The sequence below is a fragment of the Amycolatopsis sp. WAC 04182 genome (assembly GCF_003947465.1).
Taxonomy (GTDB): Bacteria; Actinomycetota; Actinomycetes; order Mycobacteriales; family Pseudonocardiaceae; genus Amycolatopsis.
Genome location: NZ_QHJJ01000011.1, coordinates 95,028 through 117,841, shown reverse-complemented (window position 1 = coordinate 117,841; position 22,814 = coordinate 95,028). Strand labels below are relative to the sequence as shown.

Sequence of the window (22,814 nt, the reverse complement as noted above, 5' to 3'; positions counted from 1 at the left end):
CGCCATCCTGATCGAGCTGACCGAGGTGCCTGTCCTGGACGGACCGGCGGAGGAGGTAGGCAGTGACGGCTGAAATCAGTAATGACCCGTGGTCAACGCTGGACGACATTCTGGGACTCCAGGCCGCGGACCCGGTGGATGAAGGAATCGGAGAGCTTGCGGTCTACGGCCGTTGTTCGACCGAGGACAACCAGGACCCGGAGACCTCGCGGGGTTGGCAGTTCGGCAACGCGCGCAAGTTCGTCGAGCCGCTCGGCGGCCGGATCGTGGCGGAGTACTTCGACATCGGGCAGTCGCGCTCAGTGCCGTGGGAGCGCAGGACCGAGGCATCCCGGTTGCTCGCCGAGCTGAAGAATCCGCGGCGGACCTGGAACGCCTTGGTCGTCGGCGAGGGCACCCGTTGCTGGTTCGGCAACCAGTTCTCGCTGATTGCCCCGCGGTTCGCCGCCTATGGGGTGGAGCTGTGGGTGCCGGAGCTCGGCGGGCGGTTTGATCCGCGGAATCCATCGCACAAGATGCTGATGAGCGTGCTAGGCGGCATGAGTGAGTCGGAGCGGCAGCACGTTCAGGCTCGGGTGAGGGCAGCGATGGACGCGCAGGTCCTCAACGAGGGACGGCATCAGGGCGGCCGCGCGCCGTACGGCTACGTGGTCGTGGATGGCGGCCCTCATCCGAATCCCAGGAAGGCTGCGGAGGGTTTCCGGCTGCGGGTGCTCGCGATCGATGAGCCTGCTGCCGAGGTCGTGCGGCGGATCTTCGCCGAGTACCTCGACGGGAAGGGTGATCGAGCGATCGCGAACGGGCTCAATCTCGATGGGATCCCGTGCCCTTCCGCTCGGCGGCCGGAGCAGAACCGGCATCGGCTCGCCGACGGATGGCAGGGCAGCACGACGCGATCGATTCTGGAGAATCCGCGCTACACCGGGTACGCCATCTTCGGCCGATGGGCCAAGCACGAGACGCTCCTGAATCCTGACGACGTCGGTGCCGGGCATGTGGTCCGGTTCCGGCGCGCGGCACCTGACCGCATCGTGCGCTCACGGCAGCCGGCGCATCCGAAGATCGTTTCGGTGGAGGACTTCACGCAGGCCCAGCTCATGCGCAGGTCGCGGGCTGCTGGTGGACTGCGCGGTATCGCGAAGCTGGAGCGCGAGCGGCCCGCTGCCAAGCACACGTACCTGCTGAAAGGGCTAGTGCGCTGTGACATCTGCGCTCGGAGGATGCAGGGTGCGGTGATTCGTAAGGGCATCTACTACCGGTGCATCGCGCGGACGATGGCGCCGGGGTCGCCGGTGCTGGCCGATCATCCGAAGACGGTGAACCTTCGCGAGGACGTCGTGATCCCACCGCTCAATGCCTGGCTTTGCCAGGTCTTCGACCTGGACAACCGCGACGAGACCGTGGCCGCGATGGTCGGAGCCCAGCCGGGTGGGTCGGGAACGGGACGCGAGACCGTTGAGAAGCGGTTGAAGGCCGCAGAGGCGCGGTTGCGGCGTCATCAGGCGGCGATCGAGGCTGGCGTGGATCCGGCGGCGCTCGTGGACGCTATGAACCTTGCTCAGGCGGAGCGCCAGGCGGCACGAGAGGAACTGGAGAACCTGCCTGAGTCCGCCATGATCGATGCGGCGGAGGTGTACGCCATGCTGGACTCGCTGGGTGATGTCGAGCGGGCACTCAACTCGCGGAACCCGGACCGCATCACGCAGGTCTACCGGGATCTCGGGCTGCAAGTGCTCTACGACAACAAAAAAGAGGCGGTCGTAGTGACCGCCTCTCCACGTGTGGATAACGTGTGTGTCCGAGGGGGGACTTGAACCCCCACGTCCGTTAAGGACACTAGCACCTCAAGCTAGCGCGTCTGCCATTCCGCCACTCGGACTTGCTGATGTGAGAAGAGTATACGTCCCCTGAGAGGCCTCAATCAGGGGGGTACATATCGTCACCGATACTCACATTGAGACAATGTCAGGTTACCGTCTGGCAGCGATCAAGCCTCTCGGCGATCTCAATCCGCAGGTCAGAGGCCATAAAAGCAGAACGTGACGGCTGCTAACTCCAGGTGATCGTGGCCTCTGGCCACAGTCACTCCCTGTCGGGACTGGCCACCCAATGCACCACCGACCTACTCTGCGAGCCCAGGCCTACCGCACCCTGGCGTCCTTCATTACGCGCCGCGACAGTCCGGATGCGTCGGCTACCTCGCAACCGACATGAGCCGCCTGCTTGGCTGGCCCGCCTCCACCATCTCGCGACTCGAAAACGGCCTCCGCAGCTACCAAGCCGGCGACATCGACATCTACCTCGCCCGAGCCAAAGCAACCTCTGCGAACTCGACGACCTGGTAGCCCTAGACCGTCGCCCCCCCGACGATGGATATCAGGTCAGAAGCCATCCAGTCGGCTTCTATGAAGACCTACCGCTGATCAAGTTGCTCGATACCGGCAGCCAATCCATTACGATCTACGACCCTGTGGATATCCCGCGGAAGCTGCAGATCGAGCCGTATATCCGCGAGGCCCTCACCGGCACCATAGACGAAGACGGGCTCTCCCTCGACACAGCAGTACGTCGGCGACTCGGCTGCCAGTCGACATCCCTCAGAACACCCCCTTCCTTCAGCTTCTACGTGCACGAAACCGCGCTGCTCAAGCAGAATGACCGGCCCGTAGTCCTACATGAGCAGATACTGCATCTCCTGATCACGTCGTCGCTATCTTGCCACCATATCCGGCTCATCCCAGCAGACTCGGCCGCGATCGACATCCGCATGGGATTCACGCTCTACCAACACGATCACCACCGCCCAGTCATCCACCATCAACAACCCACCACAAGCCTCTTCCTCGAACACGACCATGACGTCGCCTTCTATAGGAGACAGCTTGAACGCATCGCCAGCAAGGCCGTCACCCGTCGCCCACGGGACGGACCGACCAGTTCGCCTGTAGTTGGCGGAGTGTTAGGTTCGATTGTGCGTTCGTAGCCGACTCCCGCCCAAGCGTCATCCAGGCAGAGGCAGGCGTGTGGCTAGTGAGCAACTCGCCCCTCGAACTTGTGGGGGCTCAGGGCCTAGGGCACCGCTGCGCACGATCCTCCAGGTGTTCGTAGGTGCACGGCAGGAGCGCGGCAACGATTCCGCCTGGCCGCGACATTCGACGCAAGACTCGCCCAGTCGGACCTAGGCGAACAGGTCTTTAACGATTGAGTTAATTTCCACCGCCACGCCCTGGCGAGTCAGGGCTTGCCGGATCACGTTGCGCTGTATCTCGAACCGCTTCGAGGGAAGGGGGACATCGGCGGCGATCCTCTCCGCCTGTTCGGCCAGGTCCACAAGTCGACGGTGCACCTCGTCGGCGGGGTCATACAAAGGTATAGGTAGCTGAAACACGGACTTGTCGAAGTGCCGTGGATTGTGCTCTCCGCGTGGTTGCAGCGGTCGGACAGCCATCGTGAGGGTTTCCGAATTGAGAAATGTGGTCAGGAAGCGGGCTTCGTCGATATCCACGGCCGGACCCCAGTACAACTGGTGCTCGATAATGACCTTCTCGTCGGTTACCATTGCGGCGGCGGAATACATGCCACTGGCGGCATAGGCCACCCGATACTTTGTCGCCGGTAGCTGACATGACAGTTTGTTACGATAGTCTAACTGTTCCACGAGGCTCAGTCTCTCGCTTTTCCGGTGCCGTTCCCAAACCTTCTCGGCCGCCCGCCACCACTGGGCAAGTCCCGGATAAGTATCGAGCTGTTCATCGTCACCGTCGAGAAGTCGATTGCCACTCCATGGAATCACCGCACTGACGCCGGGCGTGCCTCGAAACGGCAGAATGCTGTCACCGCGATATAGGGGCCGAACGAAATCCTGCTCGACGACGCCGATCATTGAAGGAAGATGTTTCCAAGGTGGTTTCTCGTTCGCGCTGCGACGGCTTCGAACCGCTATGCGGCCGGCGCCGGCGCCGAGTGGTCCGCTATCAATCTCTTCAACGAGGAACAACATGTTGGGCACCACTGTGGCTCCCTGCGCAAACCTGCCCATGTATGGAGAGGCAGTCGTTGCACGCACCGGTTCGCCGATGTGGCGTGAGATACCGGCTAGGACCTCGGCGCGAGATTTCCCGTTGAGGTTCAGGCGTCCGGCCCACACTTGCGGTTTCTGGGCGAGCGGGACATTGTTCGCCGCGCTCCGGCGCGTGCCAAACGCAACACACGCGGGAATTGGGAAGAACGAGGGCTTCACGAGGTGCAAGTCCCATGGACGATCGAATGCGACCGTCACATCTTCGGTCGGCGCGGAATAGTTCCCTTTGCGGAACCCTTCGTAGGTGCTGCGACTCTGGGTTTTTCGTGGCAGGACATCCCATGGCATGACGTACCCGAACCGACCTCCCGGCCGGAGATATTGCTCGATGCACCGCGCGACAAATAACGCGGAGAGATCTTGGTTAGTGGCATGGCTTCCTCCCACCCACAACGATCGATCGACGCACATGGCGCGGAACGTGGCTTTCTGAGGTCCGGTCATGTGCCGGTAGGACAACCACGGAGGATTGCCGACGAGCACCTCTACCCTATTGTCCGAGCGTTTCAGCCAATCAGGCCGGGCCACGTTGCGAATGTAATAGCCCCAAATATGGTCCAGCTTCTCGTCGTGCAGTTCGCACATGACTCGGAAGGTCTGCTTGAGCACCGCGCGCTCGTCGATGTCGTCGATGCCGAGTCGCCGGAAAAGTCCAGTGAGCGACGGCACTGGTGCCCCGCGCACCCGGTCGGTGGCGCGATCGGCCAACTCTGCGACAAGGCGGTCGAACGTGTCCGCACTCGCGACGATCCGATCAGGGAAACTGAGCATCCGAACCGCAGAGTCAGCAAAAGTAGCGTCCGATACAAACGTCGAATGGTCAAGTTCAGCGGGAATGGTGAGGTTGTCGTCCGACCACAGCGAGGTCTCCTGTCCCCACCGCAGCGAGTCCGCAAGGTACACCGGCACAGCGAACGCGGGTCGCCCTCGGTGCTGCAGGCGGCGGGGTCCGATCGCGAGGAGATAGGTGACGCGCGCGAGCGTCACCGCGACCGGATGCACATCGAAGCCCACGACGTGCTCGGTCACCGCACGGACAACAGCTGGTTCGCCGGTGCCGGCAGCTTCCGCTGCCGAGATGTAGTGGCGGACTGCATGGAATAGGAAGGTGCCGCTGCCGCAACTCGCGTCGAGTACCCGCTCGACGAGCGGGTGCTGCACGCATTCATCAACGATGCTTTCGGCGAGCCAGTCCGGAGTGTAGTACTCACCGAGCAGGTGCCGGACGTCCGCGGGGATGATCGACTCGTACAGAACTTTCATCACGTCGTGCTCGACATGGTGCCATGAGAAGCGGGTTAACCGACGCGCCAGGTCCTTGACGAACCGGTTGCCACTGGGCACTTCGACCACCCAGTCGAAGAAGTCAGCCTCGATCACACCCCCGATTTGTGCTTGGGTGAAGAGCTCACCGGACGTGATCGCGGCTGCCGTGAGCGCGGGATCCGCCGGGTCGAAGCCCACCACGGCGTGACCGATGACCTCCGCCATCAGAACCAGAAGTGTGTGATCGATAAAGAGTGCGTCGTCGTCACTGAAGTGCGTGCCGGAAGCTGTGGTGAGCAATCTGGCCCACAACGCTCGCTTCACCCTGACCTCGGGCATGTTTCGATGTCGTTCGTAGATCGCGCGTAGTTCCGTGGAGTCAATGGCATATGAAGGGCTGCCGGCTCCAAGCTGGCGAACGATCTCCCTCGGCGTCGGTTCTACCCCGTTCCCGCTGGCAAGCACGGATTGGAGCCATGCCAGCACCTTGTCGGCGTCCGTTTTGCCGGAGCCGACCTCCATAGTGGCCTGAACGGCGTGGAGCTTGCCGCCGAGACGGCGGTAGACCCGCCATTCGAAACCATCAGTCACCACCCCAACCCACCGACGTTCGGGCTCCTCTTCGTGCGCGGCGAGAGACTTGGCAAGCTGCTGCCTCGCAGCGTTTTCTGCGGCATCATCCCGCAGGTCCCGTCGCACAACGAAGACAGCGGTGCCCGTCGCGGTCTCGATCGGCCCCTTCGTCCCGCCGAACTCCTGCGCAGGAAGTCCCAGGCTGCCTGTCTGCAGTAACCGCGTGACGTCGCCGCGGACCTGTGCGTCGGTTCGGCCATCGTCTCGGGTGGCGAGGCGTCTGACCAACGAGAGAAGGCTCGTCGGGTCGTCGCCGCCGGCCGAGGGCAGCGACGGCCAGCGGCGCAGCACCTCAGTGGCCGGTGTGGCGAAGACGGCGGCACCAGCAGCGAGCTCTGGCTGGTCCACACGAGGAACGTTGAACCGGACTACACCCGCCGCACACGCCGGCTGTCCGACCAGTACTGGCGCGCCACTCACTCCGTCCAGTGGTAACGCTGCTGCGGACTCCCGGCACGCCAGCTGCATGACGGGAGCCCCGTCGGGAAGCTCCCCCGAAACCCAGGTGATCTCACCGGACACAGCGAAACCAGGCATTGCACGTACAGCCGCCGGCCTCCCCGGTGCGACGAACGGCATGTGTTCTACGGCATCGCGGGTCAGCTGAATCGGTTCGAGACCCTCAGGCAACGCGCGCCTGAGGCGAAGCAGGGCGACATCGAGATGGTGATCGCCCTCATCGACTGTGGCGTCACTGATGTGCCCGGTCCACACGCATCGCAGCCGTGAGAATGCGATCTCGCCGGTCTCCCTGTCACCGATGCAGTGAAAGGCAGTCAAGGCTAGAATTTCCGTGACCGCGAAAACGGTGCCCCGCTCGGCGCCGGTTGCAGCGTCCAGCAACCGGCCCACCGCCAAAGTCACCTTTCGCTCTGCCGGGATTTCAATATCAACTTTGCTGACAGCGTCGCTCCAGTCGATGCCTTTGCGATCACCACGCCGGCTTCGGCCTGCACGGCGATGTCGAACCCGACTTCGATGGTGTCAACTGCCCACGGACTCTCGTTGTCGGAGGTTAGGACGTGCTCGAGCCGAGCTCGGAACCGGTCCGCTACCTGCGCCACACTGTCGGCGATTTCGGAGGCACGCCGCCGAAAGTCCTCCGGCACCGCCACCCGCGGAGAAAGATCACCGGAAACCGAGCTAGGACGAACTTCCAGCAGTATCTCCACTGGTTGGTCGTCCTCACGCGCACCAGATTTGGCCATCGTGTCCCTCCCGGACGGCGAGTTATCGACAACAATCATCATCACGAGCCTTGGGCGCTGGACTAGCGGCCGATCAGGTATTTCTGCACGTCACTCCGCTGTCAGAACGGCGACTACGAGCGATGTGGACCCGGCGCCCAAGCGGCTCCGGATTCCAGAAGCTACCGGTCATAGGCAATGTCGAAGCTTGACGTAACCCCAAAGCATCTGGTTGATAAGATCGACTCGGACGCATCGTTGTTGTACGGCGAGAGCCCGGCTGGCCGTCACGATCCGCATCTACGCGAACCGATCAGCTGAGGTTGAGGCGTGTGGATAGTGAGCAACTCGACTCTCGGACACATCACTATCCCACGCCTCGCTCAAGATCACTTGAGCGAGGCGTTTGACTTTGATACTCGTCACGATACGACGAGAAGTCGCGCTCGCTCACGAGGGTCGCCCCCGCTGTCACAGCCCAATATCGACCCTATAGCCGGAGTTCCGCGGCAATACGGGGGCATGCGTGGCTCCGGGCATCGTGATCGGCGAGGATCGCCCGGCGACACCAGCGCGTTGTGCTGTTCTGGGGCCGCCCGGCGGACGCGCCTCACTGCCGACGGCCCGTCAGCACCTCGGCCCCATCTATCTGGCAGGTGACTACTAGCTCGATATGCCTTCACTCGCCAACGCGGCCTCATCAGGCAAACGGGCCACCATGCAGGTTTCTGGCGAGCCTCTCCCGCTCAGCCCTCTGACCACAGAAGCCCGCGACGCAATCAAGCCTTTCGGCAGTGGCGGACCGACTTCGGCAAAGCGCGAACGCGAACAAAGCACCGAATGCCTGCCGTTGATACGCCCCACGCCCCAGACGTAGCTCGGGGTGTGTCCGACCGGCGCCTACCACCTCCCCGCCTGATGCTCGCGTTCCCGGCGTGAGCGAGGCGACACGGCACTGACACGTCGATTGGCACCCAGCCTTGACCTTGCCCCTGGGGCAAGGTCCGACGATGGTCCACATGAACGACAACGAACTCCGAACCCTCGAGGACCGGATGCGCGAGCTGGTCGCCGCATTCTGCGAAGCGAACAACGTCCCCGGTTTCGTCGCTGGGGTCCACCACGCCGGCGAGCAGGTCGCCATCGCCCATGGCACCGCGAACGTCACCACCGGTGCCCCGATGCGCGCGGACACCGGCTTCCTTTTCGGATCCGTCACCAAGGTCATGACCACCACGCTGGTGCTGCAGCAGATCGACCGCGGCTTGCTCGACCTGGACACCCCGGTGGTGGAACACCTGCCCGATCTCGCGCTGGCCGTCCCCGGTGCCGCGGAGAAGATCCTGGTCCGGCACCTGCTCTCGCACACCAACGGCATCGACGCGGATCTGTACTTCCCCGACGCCAAAGGCCGCGACGCCCTGAAGACCTACGTCGAAGGGCTCACCACATGTGGCATCTTGTTCGAGCCCGGAGAGCAGCTCAGTTATTCCAACGGCGGCATGATCCTCGCTGGCCGCCTGCTCGAAGTGGTGACCGGACTGACCTTCCCCGAACTTCTCCAGCGCGACATCTATACCCCGACCGGCATGCGGGACTCCAGCACCTCGGCGGAACAGGCGATCCTGCGCAGTACCGCGGTCGGCCACTTCCCGAATCCCGATACCCTGGCCGCCGAACCCACCGGCATGTTCACCCTGCCCGAGACTTGGGGGCCCGCCGGCGGCACGCCGATCGGCACGGTCGCGGACCTGCTCGCGTTCGGGCGTACGCATCTCGATGGCGGGATGGCTCCGACAGGTACTCGAGTCCTCTCCGCGGCGTCGACCGCTTTGATGCAGGAGACGTCTCACGACATGGCGACCCCGAACGTCCCGCCCATGGGCTTGGGCTGGGTGCGCTACCCCTTCGGCGACACGACCGTCCTCGCCATGTCGGGGGCGTCGCCCGGAGGGGTCTCCATCCTGTGTGTCATCCCCGGGCACGACCTCGTCTTCGCGGCCTTCGGGAACACTCCGGACGCGATCCTGCTGCAGGACCAGCTCCTGCAATGGCTGGTGAGCGACCATCTCGGCGTCGAGATCCCCACTCTGCTCACCGAGACCGCGCCGGACGTCGATCTCACCCCATACGTGGGCTCGTACCGCTCGAACCAGCTACAGGTCGACGTCGGCATCGTCGACGGCCAGCTCGAGGAGCGCGTGACCTACGAACCGGCCGACGCGTCGCAGGAACGGATCTTCACCGACTTCGCCGGTGGCGCGACATCCGCTCCCCCGCAGCGCTACGTGCCGATCCGTCCCGGCTTGTTCGCACCGGTGGGCTACCCCCTCGCGACGTTCGACGGATATCTGCGCCTGCTGCTGGTCTCCTATCACGACGTCCGTGACGGCCAGGCACGCTTCCGCAACGGCGGCGGTCGTCTGACCCGCCGGGGATGAGCCGGGTGACAGGATGACCGGCATGATCACGATCGGGAAGCTGGCCGACTACGCCGGTGTGACCATGAAGGCCATCCGCCACTACCACGAGTGGGGCCTGCTCCCCGAGCCTGGCCGCGACTCGTCCGGCTACCGGCGCTACACCGCGCAGGACGCGATCGCACTGGTCAAGATCAGAACCCTCGCCGACGCGGGCGTGCCACTGGCCCGCGTCAAAGAGTTGCTCGACGGCGGCCAGGAAACACTCGAAGCCGCCATCGACGAGATCGACCGCGACCTCCAGGACCGCGTCGCGCGGCTGCTGGCGACCCGCGAACACCTCGCCCAGCTTCGCGGCGGCGATCGGCTCTTCGTCTCCCCCGACGTCGCCGCTTACCTGGACGACCTCCGCGAGCTCGGCGTCAGCGAACGGCACATCCAGACCGAACGCGACGGCTGGATCCTCATGCGGACCGCCTCGCCCGACGACGCCACCGCCTGGATCACCGAGAAACGCGAACTCATGACCGATCGCACGTTTCGTGCGCTCTGCCTCGACTACGACGCAGCCTACGACTGGTCACCGGACGATCCTCGCCTTCCCGGGCTCGCCGAACGGACCCGTGCCTGGTTCACCGACCACGACAGCCACACCGAAACCCGGCCTGTCCAGAACCCGGCCATCGCGGAGCTGGCGATACGGTCCCTGCCTGGCGCCTCGTCACCGGCCTGGGACCGCATCGCCCGGCTCATGCAGGACTGACCGGAGGCCCTGCAGACCGATCGGCTTCGACCGGATGGGCAGGGTCAGGGGCAGCCGGAAGCTTTGCAGCACGCCCTTTTCGAAGCGGGTCATGGCGCGGATCCGGCTGCCGGCGAGGGTGAGCACCATCAGCCCGTTCGCGTGGCAGACGCCCGCCTGGGGATCCGGTACGTACATGCCGAACGCGGGCTGGCCGTTGGCCCTGGTCGCCACCAACCGGTAGGTACGGCCCCGGCGGAAGGTCACCGCGGTGTGGAAGCGGGCCGCCAGATCGCGGCCCTGGTATTCCAGCGGCAGTGGCGGCATGGTCAGCCACACGTCGTCGGTCAGCAGGGCGACCAAGCCGTCCACGTCGCCGACCTCGAAGGCCCGGGTGAAGCGGATGACGAGTTCCCGCTCGGCGGCGGAGTTCGCCGGCGGCGGCTCGGGCGGGGCTGACGGACGCTGCCGCAGCGTGGTGCGTGCGCGCTTGAGCGCGCCGGCGACCGACTGCTCGGTGGTGTCCATGATGTGCGCCACCTCGCGAGTGGGGAATTCGAGGACGTCACGCAGAATGAGGACGGCGCGCTGACGGGGCGGCAGCAACTGCACCGCCGTCACGAACGCCAGAGAAATGGTTTCCTTGGCCTCATAACGCTGTCCTGGACCGGGAGCGGTGTCCACCCATTCTGCCAGCAAGATGTCCGGATAGGGCTCAAGCCATTCCACCTTGCCGAGGCGAGTGGGTTCCGGCGGGTCGAACCCGGGCACCGGCCCGCCCGTGCGAGGACGCCGGCCCGCCGATCGCAACGCCTTGAGGCATCGGTTGGTCGCGATCCGATACAGCCAGGTCCTCACCGAGGAGCGCTCCTGGAAACCGTCCAGACCCTGCCAGGCCGACACCAGGGTCTCCTGCAGCGCGTCCTCGGCGTCCTGCATCGAACCCAGGATCCGGTAGCAGTGCACGTGCAACTCGCGCCGATAGGGATCGGTGAGCTCACGGAACGCCTCCCCATCCCCGTTCCGCGCTCGCGTGATCAGGTCCACGGTCATTCCGGCGCTCCCACGAATTCGCCGTCAGCCGGCGCCGACGGAGTCGTTCCCGACAAGGTAGTTCAGCACGACGACGCCCGACTGGCGAGAATGCGTGCCGACCAGCGTCAGCGGCGTCTTGGGATTCTCGCGGAATGGCCCCGAAGCGCGGCCAACGACGACGGGGTGCACCGCGAAGCGAAGCCGGTCGAGGAGGCCGTGTTCCAGCAGGGTGTGAGACAGCCGCCCGTGACCGAAGACGACCAGGTCGCCGCCGCCCTCCTCCTTCAGCTTCCGCACCTCGGCGACCACGTCGCCGCGTACGACCACCGAGTTGTTCCAGTCGGCCCGCTCGAGCGTAGAGGAGAACACATACTTACGGATCCCGTTGATCGCATCGGCGAAGTCCCCCTTCTGACCGGGCCAGCGCCAGGACAGGTCCTCGTACGTGCCGCGGCCCATCAGCATGGCGTCGCATCCCTGCAAAAGCTCGAACGCCTCCTTGAGAAACTCGTCGTCGAAGTAGTCCAGTGCCCACGATCCGGGGTCGTCGACCACTCCGTCGAGGCTGCTCAGCGTCGACTCGACGATCTTGCGCATGCGTAGTCCTTCGGTTCTCAGGGATGTGCGGGTGTCAGCTCTGCTCGGCGACGGGCACGGGCGGCCAGAGGTAGACCTTGTCCGCGGCGACACGCACGGCCACCCGCGCCGCTTCGGGCTCCGGCGGCGGTTCCGCGCCGTCCAGGTACCGGTCGTACATCTCGCGCAGCAGCACCTTGCCGGGGTCGTCGGTGATCGTCACCGTCCCGCGGATCTCCACGTACCCGGCCGTATGCGCCACCACGAGCAGGCTCACGCGGGGATCGCGCTCCATGTTGCGGGTCTTGAGCCGCCCCCTGATCGTGCTGAACACCATCTCGTCGCCATCGCGCTTGACGAAGATCACCGACGACTGCGGCCGTCCGTCGGCGTTCGTGGTCGCGAGGATCGCGGTATGCGGCCCATCGAGCATTTCCCGGGCCACTGCGGGCAGCGTGACGGTCAAGGGTCTCTCCTCCAAGGTCGGGCGTTCTTTTCGGGCAGACCCCGCGCACGACCAGAATGGGGCGTTCACGAGGTGAATCGTGACCTGGATCACATGACGGCGTCTATCCAGGACGTGGGGAGTACCGAGCGGAACGCGAGGCACTCCCGCACATCATGGAGCGATCACCGCGAGCGCGACCGCCAGGACCAGGTCCGCCTTGTGCGTGATCGAGACCTGCACCTCCACGACCCGGAGCGCGGCGGCGCCCGCGGCCGCCGTGCCGGTGAGGACCACCAGGGCCTCGCCGGAACCGGCTCGTTCGACGGCGATCTGGCGCGGCGCGACGCCGCCGGCGAAACCGGTGCCGATCGCCTTCGCGACGGCTTCCTTCGCGGCGAACCGGCCCGCCAGGAACTCCCGGCATCGATCGGGGCCGAACCCGGCCGCGGTGGCGAGTTCGGACTCGGCGTAGACGTAGGCACGGAACCACGGCCGTGCCAGCAGCCGGTCCAGTTCGCCGAGGTGCAGCAGGTCGGCCCCGATCCGCATCGGGCTACCCGGCCGGGAAGGTGAAGGCCGCGGCGTGACTGCGACCGCTCACCGGATCGGTGTCACAGAGCACGACCTTCCGGTACGTCTCCTGCCACGCCGGCCAGTTTCCCGCCAGGGCGAGCCACACACTGGTGCAGTACGAGCCCGGCGCGACCCGGTGGACGCCCCCGGGCTCGACGGTTTCCGTCACCCACGGGCCGAGGACCACGAGCGTGCCGGGCTCCCGATGAGGTTCGAGCAACTCGCCCACCGTCCCGCCGGACGACACCGACGCCAGACGTGGCCCCGGCCCGGTGCCGAGGACCAGCGCGGCACCCGAGTCGACCAGCCCGCCGTCGTCGACCAGCGGATGCGGGGTCGGGAGCGTCGTCTGCTCCAGTACCGCGATGACCGCCTCGTCGCACCGTCCCGACCGCTGATACGCCGCCACGATCCGCAAGGCCGTGAACGGCGCGGCCAAACCCTGCTGTGCCACGGAGAACGTGGTCGCCGTGACATCGAGCCGGTCGGCGAGATACGGCGCCACGGCGGTGAACGGGAGGACGTCGGGCAGGGCGTGGGTCACGATGATCAGCTGCGGACGGCTCGCACGCACGCCCTCGGCTTCCAGTAACCGGTCGGTCAGCGCCTTGTGCGAGACGTGCGCGCCGCGTTGCCAGCGTTCTTCGTCCACTTTGGACCCGAACGGTTCGACGAGATCCGCGAGGAACCTCGAGACCGCCGCGTCCTCCCGATAGCCGGGCCCCGGCGGTGAGATCACCGCGCTCGTGCCGCGCAGGGTCGGTTCGCCGCTCATGACACTCCTTCCCCGATGGCCTGCCTGGATTCGACGTAGTCGGCGAACGAACGGACGGTACGAAGGTGATCGATGTCGAGGTCGTCCGGATCCACCGTGATGCCGACGGCCATCTCCACCAGCATCAGCAGTTCCAGCACCTTCGACGAGTCCAGCCGCAGGTCGTCGAACAGCCGCGTGTCCTCGGTCAGCCCGGTGATCTCCCGTTCCAGGACGTCCCCGAGCGCGTCCCCGATGGCCGACACCACCTCGTCGCGGGCCGTCACGTCCCGCTCCCCCGCGTCCGATGGGTGATCACCATCGCGCCGAACGTGGCACCGAGACCGACCGTGACGAGCACGTAGCGGGCGCCGTCGACGAGCCTGCCGTTCTCCCGCAAGGTCGTGTAGTTCAGGAACACGTCCGACGAGAAGCAATGGCTGAGCTTGGGGATGTTCTCCAGGAAGAACTTCTCCGGCGGCGCCTCCAGCGCCTTCACCGTCTGCCGCCAGGCGAGGGCGTTGACGTTGTGCGGGATCACCAGATCGATGTCGTCGAACCCGTATCCCGCCTCGGCCACCGCCTCCAGGATCACCTCGGCCAGCCGCGGCCCGTAGAGCTGGCCGAATTCGGTGTTCTGCTCCGGGGTCAGCGCCAGCCATTCCGCGTATTGCCCCAGCGTCTTCGTGACGAAGGAATGCACGACGTCGCCGTCGCCGTCCACCGTCAGCAGGCACGCCGAGGCCGCGTCCGCCATGATCGCGGTGTTGGGGATCAGCTGCACGATCGGCGAGAACGCCCGCTCGCCGGTCACCATCAGCGCGTAACCGCCGGTTTCGCCCTCGGCCCGCAGCAGCTCGGCCGCGACGTCGATGGCACCCAGGCTGCTCACGCACGCCTGGTGGGACAACGCGAACGCCTCGACGTCGATCAGCCCCAGCCGCCGCGCGAGCTCCTGGGCGATGTCGACGTCGGCCGGAGCGAGCGCCTGGGTCGTATGCGCGAACACCAGCCTGTCGATCCGTCGGCCGGCGGGCAGCGCCGCCAGCGCCCGCTTCGCGGCGGGCAACAGCAGGTCGAACAGGTCCATCCCGGGATCGAACCGGAGGGTGTCGAGGCCGTAGAACTTCCGGAACACGCCGAGTTCCGCCCGGCGCAGCCCGAGGTGCTCGCCGAGCTCCTCGATGCGGACGCTGCGCTCGGGTACGAACGATTCGACGCGTTCCAGTGTGGTCGCGCCCATCAGCCCTCCAAGTACTCGGCCCGCAGCAGCCAGAGCCGGTTGGCGCCGCGGCGTTCCGGCGGCTGTACCTCGTACGGCCAGCGGCCCTCACCCGCGCCGGGCTGGCCGGGCTCCTTGATCTCGTCGACCTTCCAGCCGTGGGCCAGCAGGAACTCCTCCGGCTTGTCGGTGCCGAAGATCCACGGTGTCCCGTCGTCGGCCAGCCGGTCGAGGAACGGCTTCGAGAACGGGCTGCGCAGCAGGGCACGGCCGAGGATGTCCAGCGCCAGCCGGCTTCCCGGAGCCGACACCGAACCCAGCGTCCGCAGCAGACCGCCCGCCTGCTCCTCGGTCAGGAAGAAGGTCAGCGCCTCGGCCACCCACAACGTCGGGCGGGCCGGGTCGAAGCCCGCCTTCTCCAGTTCGGGCAGCCATTCACGGGTCAGGTCGGCGGGTACGACCCGGCGATCGACACGCGGCTCGGCGCCCAGTTCGGTCAGCCGCCGCTGCTTCTCCACCAGCAGCGGTTCGTGGTCCACCTCGAAGACGACGGTCTCCTCAGGCCAGTCCAGCCGGAACGCCCTGGTGTCCATCCCCGCCGCGATCAGCACGACCTGGCGGATGCCGGGATCCGACCGCAGCTCGCCGATCGCGTCGTCGAGGAACCTCGTCCGGATGCTGATGAACGGCAGCAGCCCGCCACCGGCGTAGCGCTCGATCAGCCGGAACCCGTCCGGCGCCGCGAGGGCGCTCGCCAGCGGGTCGACGAACAGCGCGTCCTCGCGCTCGGACTCGAGCGAGCGAGCCGCCGCCATCCACTGCGCGGTATAGGAAACGGCGTGCATCAGCTGACTCCCACTCCGGCGAAGAACGCCTTCTCGATGGCCGACAGGGTTTTGAAGTCCGCGATGTCGATGTTGTCGAAGTCGATCTCGACGCCGCTCGCGTCCTCGATCACGTAGACCAGTTCGACGAACGACAGCGAGTCGACCAAGCGGCTTTCGATCAGGTCCTCGTCGAACGCCAGCTCGGTGCGTTCCGGGTGCCTGCCGAGGATCCAGTCACTGACCTTTTCGATACCAGGGGTGGGCATGTCTTCTCCTTCGAGGTTGTTTCCCGCTCAGTCGGCGGCGGACACCGCGACCGCGATGGCGTACGCGTCGTCGTGGGTGATGCTGATTTCGATCTCGCCGAGCCCGGCTTCCCGGGCCAGCCGCGCGGCGCGTCCGGTGAGCCGGACCACCGGCCAGCCGCCGTCGCTCTTGAGCACTTCGGTCGAGAGCCAGGGCACGGGCTGCCCGCCGACGTGGAAGAGTTTGAACACCGCTTCCTTGGCGGCGAGGCGTCCCGCGATACCGGCCAGGTCCGGACCGTCCGGAGTGGACGAACTCAGCAGTTCGGCGGAGGACAGCATGCGCCGCAGCGCGGCTTCCGCGTCCTGGCCGACGAGCTCGCGCACCCGGCTGAGCGGGACGACGTCGATGCCGATCCGTCTCGCGGGCATGGTCACCCGGCCCGGTCTGCCGCCGCTCGGACGGCCGCCAGCGCCGCTGGGAGATCGCCGTGGTGGACCTCGGTCAGCACGGCGAGCCAGCGCTCCAGGCCGAACGCCACACAACTGGTGTAGGCGAACTCCTTGCCGTCACCGAAGCGGATGTCGCACCGTTCGCCGAAGAAGTTCCGATGGGTGTTGACCGAGGCGATCGCGAGGGTGCCGTGCTGGAACTCGTATTTGACCGGGCTCAGCTTCTGCAGGAGAGCGCGGGCGCCGTCGTTCTGGAAGAACGGATCGATCGCGGCCTCCTTCTCCAGGCCGAGGCCGAGTTCACCGGAGAACGCCAGGATCCGTTCGGTGAAGCGGGAAACCACTTCCTGCGTGTGCTCGAACGAGCCGAGCGCGACGATCTCACGCATCTGGAAACTCGCCAGCCGCCGCAATCCGCTGTAGTGGTCTTCGCTGCGGAAACAGCGGTTGACGAGTGTCACGATCTCCGTCTCGGACACCTTCGTGCCCTCGTAGAAAAGGTAAGCCCCGTAACAGGTCGCGTGCGGCAGACCGTAACGGCCGTCCTGCAGATCGCCGCCGGCGAACCGCCCGTCGACCGGCTTTCCCTCCCGGTCTGCCAGATCCAGCGGACCGGCCACGAACGCCAGATGCGGGAAATTCGCGTAGACGTCGAACTTCTCCAGGTCGGTGACCGGGTACAGCGGCGGCGGGCTGATCTCCCGCGCCCCGGCGGTGCCGGCCCAGCCGAGGAAGGTCCGGTCGAGTTCCTGGACGAGGGCGGTCTCGTCGGGACCGAGGATCGCCAGCGCTTCGGCGCCGTCCACTCCGGTGGTGCGGGTCATCGCAGGATCCCCGTTCGCTCCAGGTACTTCAAGGTCTTGCGGAACACCTGTTTCTCGGTGGCGGGCCGGGTGGGCGCGTCGAGCAGCGCACGCCGGAATTCCAGCGGGTTCTCGATGCCGGCGTCGCGATAGACCTGCGGGTTGTACAGCGACTCGAAGCTGTAGGAGAGATACCGTCGGAGATAGGCCGAGACCTCGACGAGTTCCTCTTCGGTCGCCGTCTTCTTGAGGTCGCCGTAGAGATGCTCCACCAGCTCCCGGCCGAACGCGATATGCCGCGATTCGTCCTGATGATGGATGCGGTTGATCGCGCGGATCGTCTCGTGCAGGCGTTCGTCCCGCGCCATCAGCGAGTTGTAATGGTCCACCAGTTCCTCGAAGATCAGGATCCTCGCGAACACCAGCAGGCTCTCCACTTTGGACGAAGACGCGGGCGGGATGGCGACACCGGAACCCGGTGCGCGGTAGATCTTCTTGCCGTAGCGCAGGCAGAATTCGGCGAAGAACCACATATGCTCGTTCTCCTCACCGATGAAGTGGTGGAAGAACTCCGACGGCGTCTCGAAACCCGCCGTGTGGATACGCGCGACGACCTCGATGAGCAGCTCGCGGATCCCGTGCACGTTGAGGCTGTAGAAGTTGATGCTCTCGAACCGCGACAGGGCGAAGAGCCGGTCTTCGCTCAGTGTCTTGGCGAACTCGGTGCCGTGAGTGGTGGTGAGCTCGGGGCTCATCCACCACATCCGTTCGGGCAGGCTGTCCGGCCACTCGAACATCTGATAGGGGTTGTAGTAGTCGTCGATCGACTTCGACGAAAGGCGATCGAGCAGGCCGCGAAACCGTTCGTCCGCGTCGATGATGTCGCTGATGTCACTGGCCACGAAGGTTTCCTCCGTTCTTCCGGGCTCAATTCGACGCTACGGCAAGGAATCCGCGCGATTCAACGTCCACAAGCGGTCTGGCCGACACCGGCCAGCACCCTGGTTCCCGGTGCCGGGGCGACATAGGGTGGTCGCATGGCGAAGCGCGAAGGAACCGGGGACGTATGACCACGCTCGTCGGAGTGGACGCGCTGCGCGTGGCCGAACTCGATCTGCTCGCGCGCCGCGGCTGGTTCCTTAAGTTCCTGTTCTCCCAGGAGGAAATTGACGACCTCGCGACGGCGGGCAGCGTCTGTCTCGCTTGCCGGTTCGCCGCGAAGGAGGCGGTGCTGAAGGTGCTCAGGACCTGCCTGTCCGGTTCGGTTCCGCCGGCCCAGATCGTGATCCGGCGGTCCGGAGCGGGCGCGACGTCGGTGGAGTTGCGCGGCGCGGCGTCCGAACGTGCCCGCGCGCTGGGCATCGAGCGGGTCGACGTCTCCATTTCCTGTGAACGGGGGCTCGTGATCGCGGTCGCGCTGGGGACGGCCTGACCTCAGGTCGCGAGCAGGTTGGCCACCCGGAACCGTTCGACCGAACCGCAGTCGGCGAGGATGTCGTGCGCCTTCCGCAGAAGTCCTTGCCCGGCACCGGGATCCCGTTTCACGGTGACTTCGCCGAGGACGGCGAGCGCGTGCCCCTCGCCGATCCGGTTGCCCGTGCCACGATGCAGTATCAGCGCCCGCTCGGCGCATTCGGCGGCCTGTTTCCGGTCGCCGCGGTCCCGCCGGGTGGTGGCCAGCACCGTCTGTGCCCGGGCCGCGAGGAGCCGGAAGTCCCGCCGTGCGGCCAGTTCCGCGGCCGCGCCCGCATGCGTGACGGCGGCGTCGAGCCGCCCGCCGCGACGATTCACCTCGGCCAGCGCCAGCAGGCTGACGATCTCCGCGCGGGTGTAGTGGATGTCGTGGGCGAGTTCGACCGCCTGCCCGGCCAGGACCTCGGGAGCCACGGACAACTCCGCCCGGCCACCGAGTTCGGCCAGCGCCGCGAGCGCGTTCGCCTCCGCCCGGCGATCACCTGTCTCCCGGGCCAGTTCCAGCATCGCCTCGGCGTGCTCGGCCGCTTCGGCGAATTCCCCGGTCTCGGCGCACACCGCCGCCAGTGAGCAGAGCGCGGTCGTCTCGCCGTAACGAGCGCCGTTCTCCCGGTGCAGGGAAACACCCTTCGACAGCGACTCGCGCGCATCGGTCAGCCTGCCGAGGTCGAGATAGACCTCGCCGAGCGTGGTGTAGACGTGCGCGGCGCCGTCGCGATTGCCGGCGCGTTCGATGAGGGAAAGGGCCTGGGCCAGCCGTCGGATGGCTTCCTGCGGCTTGCCCAGCTCCCGCAGCAGGGTCCCGATGTTGTGCAGGTTGGCCGAAAGTCCCGCTTCCCAGCCCATCCGGCTGTTCAGTTCGATCGCGCGGTCGAGTTCGGCGACAGCCTCGTCGAGCGCGCCGAGTTCCCAGTGGACTCCGGCGAGATTGCCGCGCGCGGCGGCTTCCGCCTCCGGCCACCGTTCGGTGGTCGCCAGCTCCAGCGCCCTGGTGTAGTACCCGACGGCGGCCGCGTAGTCGCCCAGCCCGCGATACACCTGCGCGAGGCTTTGCTGGGCGGCGATCCGGCCGCGCGGCTCACCGTCCGCGACCGCCGCGGCCAGCCCGGCCTTCGCGACGGCGACCCAGTCCACGGAATGCCTTCTGAGCCAGAAGAAGCCGCGAAGGGCGTCCGCCAGTAGCCAGACGACCCGGCGCGGGCCCCGCGCGGTGGCGTCGTGGACGATGGCCACGAGGTCGGCGCGTTCCGCTTCGAGCCACTCCAGCGCCTCGGCGTCGTCATCGAAGACGACATCGGTCTCGCCGAATTCGGCTCCTTCACGAAGCCGGAGGATCTGCGGCGTGATCCGCGTGACCGCGACGGTCGCCGTCGCGAGATACCAGCCGAACAGCCGGAGCCTGGCCGCGTCGCGTTCGGTCGCGCCGTCCTCGGCCCGCGCGCGTTCGGTCGCGTACAGCCGAAGCAGGTCGTGGCACTGGTACCGGCCGTCGACGTCCCGCGCGACGAGATGTGCGCGCTCCAGTTCGGCGAGAGCCTGGGACGTGCTCTCGGGGACCTGCCCGGCGAGCACGGCTATGGACCGCGTGGTGAAATCCGGCACCTGGACCACGCCGAGCAACCGGAACAGGCCCCGGGCGGCCGGACCGAGCCGCCGGTACGAGAGCGCGAACGCGGCGCGGACCGCGGTCGACGGGTCGCCGTCGACTCCGAGCCGGTCCAGCCGGTCGGCCCGCAGCAATCCGTCGACCACGGCGCCGATCGGCCGCTCCCGGCCGATGCCGATGTCCGCGGCCGCGATCCGCAACGCCAGCGGCAGCCCGGCGCACAACCGGACCAGCGTCGCCGCCGCCCGGCGTTCCTCCTTGACCCGCTGCGCGCCGACGATTCTGGCGAGCAGCTTGAGCCCGTCCTCTTCGGTCAGCAGGTCGAGCCGGACGGCACCGGCGTCGTGCAGGACGACGAGCCCGGGCAGTTCCTGCCTGCAGGTCACCACGACGAGGCTGCCGGGACGGCCGGGCAGCAGCGGCCGCACCTGCTCGGCCGTGCCCGCGTTGTCGAGCACCACGAGCATCCGTTTGCCCGCGAGCTCGGACCGGTAGAGCGCGGCCAGTTCGTCGATGTCCACCGGTATCCGGTCGGGCGGGACGCCCAGCGAGCGCACGAGCCGGACCAGCGCTTCGGCCGCGGTCACCGTGGCCGACCGCGCGTAGCCGTGCAGATTCAGGTAGAGCTGGCCGTCGGGGAACCGGTCGAGCGCGCCGTGCGCCCATTGCAGTGCCAGCGCGGTCTTGCCCACCCCCGCGGTACCGCTGACGACCACCACCGGTGCGCCGCCGGCGACCAGGGCGTCGATCCGGCGCAGCTGCGCGGCGCGGCCGGTGAACGTCGGCACCGCGGCGGGCAGCTGCCTCGGCCCGGCGGAAACCGGCTGTTCGGGGGCAGGCAGGTCCAGTGCCGGATCGGTGCGCAGGATGGCCTGGGCGAGGCCGGTCAGCTCCGCACCCGGTTCGAGACCGAGCTCGCCGGTGAGCAGGGCGCGTGCCCGGCGGTAGACCTTGAGCGCCTCGGCCTGGCGCCGCGACCGGTAGAGCGCGAGCATGAGCTGAGCCTGGAAATGTTCCCGCAACGGATGTTCCGAGACCAGCTCGGTGAGTTCGGCGACGACGTCCGCGTGTCTGCCGAGCGCCAGATCCGCGTCGATGCGCTGTCCCAGCAGAACCAGCCGCCGTTCCTGCAGCCGGTCCGCCTCGACCTGGAGGGCGGCGCTGCTGTCGGCCAGCCCGCTGAACGGAGGGCCCTGCCAGACCGCGAGCGCCTGCCGCGCGAGACTTCCGGCGACGACCGCGTTCCGCCGCTCGTGTGCCGTGCGCGCCTGGTCGGCGAGGTCCTCGAACCGCCGCACGTCCAGTTCGCCGGGATTCACCACCAGCAGATAGCCGGGGCTGCGGTGCACCACGCGATCCGGATCCGCCAGCGCGCGGCGGAGCTGGAGGACGTAGAGCTGGAGGTTCTTCGCCGCGGTGCGCGGCGGGCGGCCCGCCCACAGGCCGTCCACCAGCGCACTCACCGGGACCACCTCGCCCGCGCGATGGAGCAGCAGCGCCAGCAGACGGCGGACTTTCGGCGCGCCCAGATCGAGTTCGGCATTTCCGTCGCGGACACCGAGCGGACCGAGAATCGTGAACTCCATCTACCCCCCACTCATCTCGCCGGAATAATCGCGAAGTGCTCGCGACCTTCCCGGATTAGTGGTCCATACCAAATATATACCGGCTCTCCGCATGCTTCGGAACAAGAATTCAGCTGGCGGGAAAACAAAGTGCGATCGTGTAGGACGAACACGCCTGGGGGCAAGGTCAGTGTCTGCGTCATCCGCTCCGAACCCGGCCGATGGAACGAGCTTGTCGACTGTACTCGATCTGGTTTCCACCGCAAGACGGGAAGTGCTGACCACCGCGACAGGCGGTTCGCCGTGGTTCGGCGGGACCGTCACCGAGGCCGCGCGCCGCGGCGCCTTCCCGCCGCACGTCCGGGTGCGGCTGCTGTGCACGACACCGGCGGAACACACGCGCGGAGAGATCATCGAGGCGGTGCGGCACGGGCTCCGGGTCAAGGTGACCGATCGGGCGATCGAAGAATCCCTTTTGATAGACCGCAGAGTGGCGCTGGTCCCTTCGGGTGGCGACGACGCCAGAAGCTTGCTCATGGTGACCACGCCGACGTTGATCACCGCCCTCGCCGACGCCTTCGACCCTCGCTGGGAGGAGGCCACGCCCTGGGAGATGACGTCCGCTCGGCCGGACGAGTTCGAACAGGCGATCCTGCGCTGCCTCGTCGACGGAATGACCGATGAAGCGGTCGCGAACCGGCTGGGCGTATCCGCGAGGACCGTTCGGCGGTACGTGAACGTCCTCATGGCCCGCGTCGGCGCGAGGAGCCGGTTCGAACTCGGATTCCGGGCGGCGGAATGCGGGTGGCTTCCCGCCGACGCGCTCGGCTGAAGCGGCTGTCCGGTTCCGGCCGCATTCTCCGTCCATTGTGGATTGATCATTTCCGGCGTCGCCGATCGACGGC

Annotated in this window: 21 protein-coding genes and 1 tRNA gene; 6 read left to right on the top strand and 16 right to left on the bottom strand. The window is 66.7% G+C overall.

Annotation, left to right across the window (positions count from 1 at the left end):
• Positions 1–62 precede the first annotated feature (62 nt).
• Positions 63–1,814: a recombinase family protein gene (locus tag DMH01_RS41400; protein WP_125684816.1), complete on the top strand. Its 1,752-nt coding sequence runs from the start codon at positions 63–65 to the stop codon at positions 1,812–1,814.
• On the opposite strand, the gene DMH01_RS41395 is transcribed toward DMH01_RS41400, so the two are convergent.
• Positions 1,796–1,879: transfer RNA gene (locus DMH01_RS41395), tRNA-Leu, on the bottom strand. The two genes, DMH01_RS41400 and DMH01_RS41395, sit on opposite strands and share 19 nt — an antisense overlap.
• A gap of 549 nt (positions 1,880–2,428) precedes the next feature.
• Here DMH01_RS41395 and DMH01_RS41390 point away from each other — a divergent pair.
• Positions 2,429–2,983: a DUF5753 domain-containing protein gene (locus DMH01_RS41390; RefSeq protein WP_125684814.1), complete on the top strand. Its 555-nt coding sequence runs from the start codon at positions 2,429–2,431 to the stop codon at positions 2,981–2,983.
• 195 nt (positions 2,984–3,178) lie between these two features.
• Here DMH01_RS41390 and DMH01_RS41385 read toward each other — a convergent pair whose 3' ends face one another.
• Both DMH01_RS41385 and DMH01_RS41380 read right to left on the bottom strand, forming a co-directional pair.
• The gene (locus DMH01_RS41385; protein WP_125684812.1) at positions 3,179–6,832 is read right to left on the bottom strand and encodes a serine protease; all 3,654 of its coding nucleotides are present in this window, start codon (positions 6,830–6,832) and stop codon (positions 3,179–3,181) included.
• 8 nt (positions 6,833–6,840) lie between these two features.
• The gene (locus DMH01_RS41380) at positions 6,841–7,188 is read right to left on the bottom strand and encodes a CU044_2847 family protein (RefSeq protein ID WP_125684810.1); all 348 of its coding nucleotides are present in this window, start codon (positions 7,186–7,188) and stop codon (positions 6,841–6,843) included.
• A gap of 998 nt (positions 7,189–8,186) precedes the next feature.
• Here DMH01_RS41380 and DMH01_RS41375 point away from each other — a divergent pair.
• Both DMH01_RS41375 and DMH01_RS41370 read left to right on the top strand, forming a co-directional pair.
• Positions 8,187–9,608: a serine hydrolase gene (locus tag DMH01_RS41375; RefSeq protein WP_199745827.1), complete on the top strand. Its 1,422-nt coding sequence runs from the start codon at positions 8,187–8,189 to the stop codon at positions 9,606–9,608.
• Between the two features lie 22 nt (positions 9,609–9,630).
• Positions 9,631–10,350 (top strand): MerR family transcriptional regulator, encoded by a 720-nt coding sequence (locus DMH01_RS41370; RefSeq protein WP_199745826.1) that lies wholly within the window; start codon positions 9,631–9,633, stop codon positions 10,348–10,350.
• Here the strand turns inward: DMH01_RS41370 and DMH01_RS41365 are convergent.
• The 12 genes from DMH01_RS41365 to DMH01_RS41310 form a co-directional block, all read right to left on the bottom strand.
• The gene (locus tag DMH01_RS41365) at positions 10,309–11,382 is read right to left on the bottom strand and encodes a sigma-70 family RNA polymerase sigma factor (RefSeq protein ID WP_125684804.1); all 1,074 of its coding nucleotides are present in this window, start codon (positions 11,380–11,382) and stop codon (positions 10,309–10,311) included. The genes DMH01_RS41370 and DMH01_RS41365 overlap by 42 nt on opposite strands.
• 24 nt (positions 11,383–11,406) lie before the next feature.
• Complete coding sequence (locus tag DMH01_RS41360; protein WP_125684802.1) at positions 11,407–11,961, bottom strand: dihydrofolate reductase family protein; 555 nt, start codon at positions 11,959–11,961, stop codon at positions 11,407–11,409.
• Positions 11,962–11,995: 34 nt separating this feature from the next.
• On the bottom strand, positions 11,996–12,406 hold the full coding sequence (locus tag DMH01_RS41355) for a PPOX class F420-dependent oxidoreductase (RefSeq protein WP_125684800.1): 411 nt from the start codon (positions 12,404–12,406) through the stop codon (positions 11,996–11,998).
• A 153-nt stretch (positions 12,407–12,559) separates the two neighbouring features.
• On the bottom strand, positions 12,560–12,937 hold the full coding sequence (locus DMH01_RS41350) for a holo-ACP synthase (RefSeq protein WP_125684798.1): 378 nt from the start codon (positions 12,935–12,937) through the stop codon (positions 12,560–12,562).
• Positions 12,938–12,941: 4 nt separating this feature from the next.
• Positions 12,942–13,736, bottom strand: a complete 795-nt coding sequence (locus DMH01_RS41345) for a hypothetical protein (RefSeq protein WP_125684796.1) — start codon at positions 13,734–13,736, stop codon at positions 12,942–12,944.
• The gene (locus DMH01_RS41340) at positions 13,733–14,002 is read right to left on the bottom strand and encodes an acyl carrier protein (protein ID WP_125684794.1); all 270 of its coding nucleotides are present in this window, start codon (positions 14,000–14,002) and stop codon (positions 13,733–13,735) included. Before DMH01_RS41340 ends, DMH01_RS41345 begins: the two co-directional genes overlap by 4 nt.
• Positions 13,999–14,958 (bottom strand): 3-oxoacyl-ACP synthase III family protein, encoded by a 960-nt coding sequence (locus DMH01_RS41335; protein ID WP_199745825.1) that lies wholly within the window; start codon positions 14,956–14,958, stop codon positions 13,999–14,001. The genes DMH01_RS41340 and DMH01_RS41335 overlap by 4 nt, the downstream gene beginning before the upstream one ends.
• Positions 14,958–15,782, bottom strand: coding sequence for an SAM-dependent methyltransferase (locus DMH01_RS41330; protein ID WP_125684790.1), 825 nt, complete (start codon positions 15,780–15,782; stop codon positions 14,958–14,960). The genes DMH01_RS41335 and DMH01_RS41330 overlap by 1 nt, the downstream gene beginning before the upstream one ends.
• Complete coding sequence (locus tag DMH01_RS41325) at positions 15,782–16,030, bottom strand: phosphopantetheine-binding protein (protein ID WP_125684788.1); 249 nt, start codon at positions 16,028–16,030, stop codon at positions 15,782–15,784. Before DMH01_RS41325 ends, DMH01_RS41330 begins: the two co-directional genes overlap by 1 nt.
• Before the next feature lie 27 nt (positions 16,031–16,057).
• Positions 16,058–16,441 (bottom strand): holo-ACP synthase, encoded by a 384-nt coding sequence (locus DMH01_RS41320; protein WP_125684785.1) that lies wholly within the window; start codon positions 16,439–16,441, stop codon positions 16,058–16,060.
• A gap of 2 nt (positions 16,442–16,443) precedes the next feature.
• Positions 16,444–17,286 carry a hypothetical protein gene (locus DMH01_RS41315; protein ID WP_125684783.1) on the bottom strand — a complete coding sequence of 281 codons (843 nt, stop codon included), beginning with the start codon at positions 17,284–17,286 and terminating at the stop codon, positions 16,444–16,446.
• Entirely contained in the window at positions 17,283–18,167 is an 885-nt protein-coding gene (locus DMH01_RS41310) for a diiron oxygenase (RefSeq protein WP_125684781.1), read from the bottom strand. Before DMH01_RS41310 ends, DMH01_RS41315 begins: the two co-directional genes overlap by 4 nt.
• A 164-nt stretch (positions 18,168–18,331) precedes the next feature.
• Between DMH01_RS41310 and DMH01_RS41305 the strand changes: the two genes are divergently transcribed.
• A complete protein-coding gene (locus DMH01_RS41305; protein ID WP_125684779.1) occupies positions 18,332–18,697 on the top strand; it encodes a holo-ACP synthase in 366 nt (121 codons plus the stop codon).
• Between the two features lie 2 nt (positions 18,698–18,699).
• On the opposite strand, the gene DMH01_RS41300 is transcribed toward DMH01_RS41305, so the two are convergent.
• The gene (locus DMH01_RS41300; RefSeq protein ID WP_125684777.1) at positions 18,700–21,930 is read right to left on the bottom strand and encodes a BTAD domain-containing putative transcriptional regulator; all 3,231 of its coding nucleotides are present in this window, start codon (positions 21,928–21,930) and stop codon (positions 18,700–18,702) included.
• Between the two features lie 211 nt (positions 21,931–22,141).
• On the opposite strand from DMH01_RS41300, the gene DMH01_RS41295 reads away from it, so the two are divergent.
• The gene (locus tag DMH01_RS41295) at positions 22,142–22,741 is read left to right on the top strand and encodes a LuxR family transcriptional regulator (RefSeq protein WP_158633292.1); all 600 of its coding nucleotides are present in this window, start codon (positions 22,142–22,144) and stop codon (positions 22,739–22,741) included.
• Positions 22,742–22,814: the final 73 nt, after the last annotated feature.

Excerpts from the sequence above, each read along its gene's own strand:
- DMH01_RS41370 (WP_199745826.1), top strand. The coding sequence starts at position 9,631 with ATGATCACGATCGGGAAGCTGGCCGACTACGCCGGTGTGACCATGAAG.
- DMH01_RS41325 (WP_125684788.1), bottom strand. The coding sequence starts at position 16,030 with ATGCCCACCCCTGGTATCGAAAAGGTCAGTGACTGGATCCTCGGCAGG.
- DMH01_RS41380 (WP_125684810.1), bottom strand. The coding sequence starts at position 7,188 with ATGGCCAAATCTGGTGCGCGTGAGGACGACCAACCAGTGGAGATACTG.
- DMH01_RS41305 (WP_125684779.1), top strand. The coding sequence starts at position 18,332 with ATGACCACGCTCGTCGGAGTGGACGCGCTGCGCGTGGCCGAACTCGAT.
- DMH01_RS41320 (WP_125684785.1), bottom strand. The coding sequence starts at position 16,441 with ATGCCCGCGAGACGGATCGGCATCGACGTCGTCCCGCTCAGCCGGGTG.
- DMH01_RS41350 (WP_125684798.1), bottom strand. The coding sequence starts at position 12,937 with ATGCGGATCGGGGCCGACCTGCTGCACCTCGGCGAACTGGACCGGCTG.
- DMH01_RS41375 (WP_199745827.1), top strand. The coding sequence starts at position 8,187 with ATGAACGACAACGAACTCCGAACCCTCGAGGACCGGATGCGCGAGCTG.
- DMH01_RS41330 (WP_125684790.1), bottom strand. The coding sequence starts at position 15,782 with ATGCACGCCGTTTCCTATACCGCGCAGTGGATGGCGGCGGCTCGCTCG.
- DMH01_RS41365 (WP_125684804.1), bottom strand. The coding sequence starts at position 11,382 with ATGACCGTGGACCTGATCACGCGAGCGCGGAACGGGGATGGGGAGGCG.
- DMH01_RS41360 (WP_125684802.1), bottom strand. The coding sequence starts at position 11,961 with ATGCGCAAGATCGTCGAGTCGACGCTGAGCAGCCTCGACGGAGTGGTC.
- DMH01_RS41315 (WP_125684783.1), bottom strand. The coding sequence starts at position 17,286 with ATGACCCGCACCACCGGAGTGGACGGCGCCGAAGCGCTGGCGATCCTC.
- DMH01_RS41345 (WP_125684796.1), bottom strand. The coding sequence starts at position 13,736 with ATGAGCGGCGAACCGACCCTGCGCGGCACGAGCGCGGTGATCTCACCG.
- DMH01_RS41300 (WP_125684777.1), bottom strand. The coding sequence starts at position 21,930 with ATGGAGTTCACGATTCTCGGTCCGCTCGGTGTCCGCGACGGAAATGCC.
- DMH01_RS41335 (WP_199745825.1), bottom strand. The coding sequence starts at position 14,958 with ATGGGCGCGACCACACTGGAACGCGTCGAATCGTTCGTACCCGAGCGC.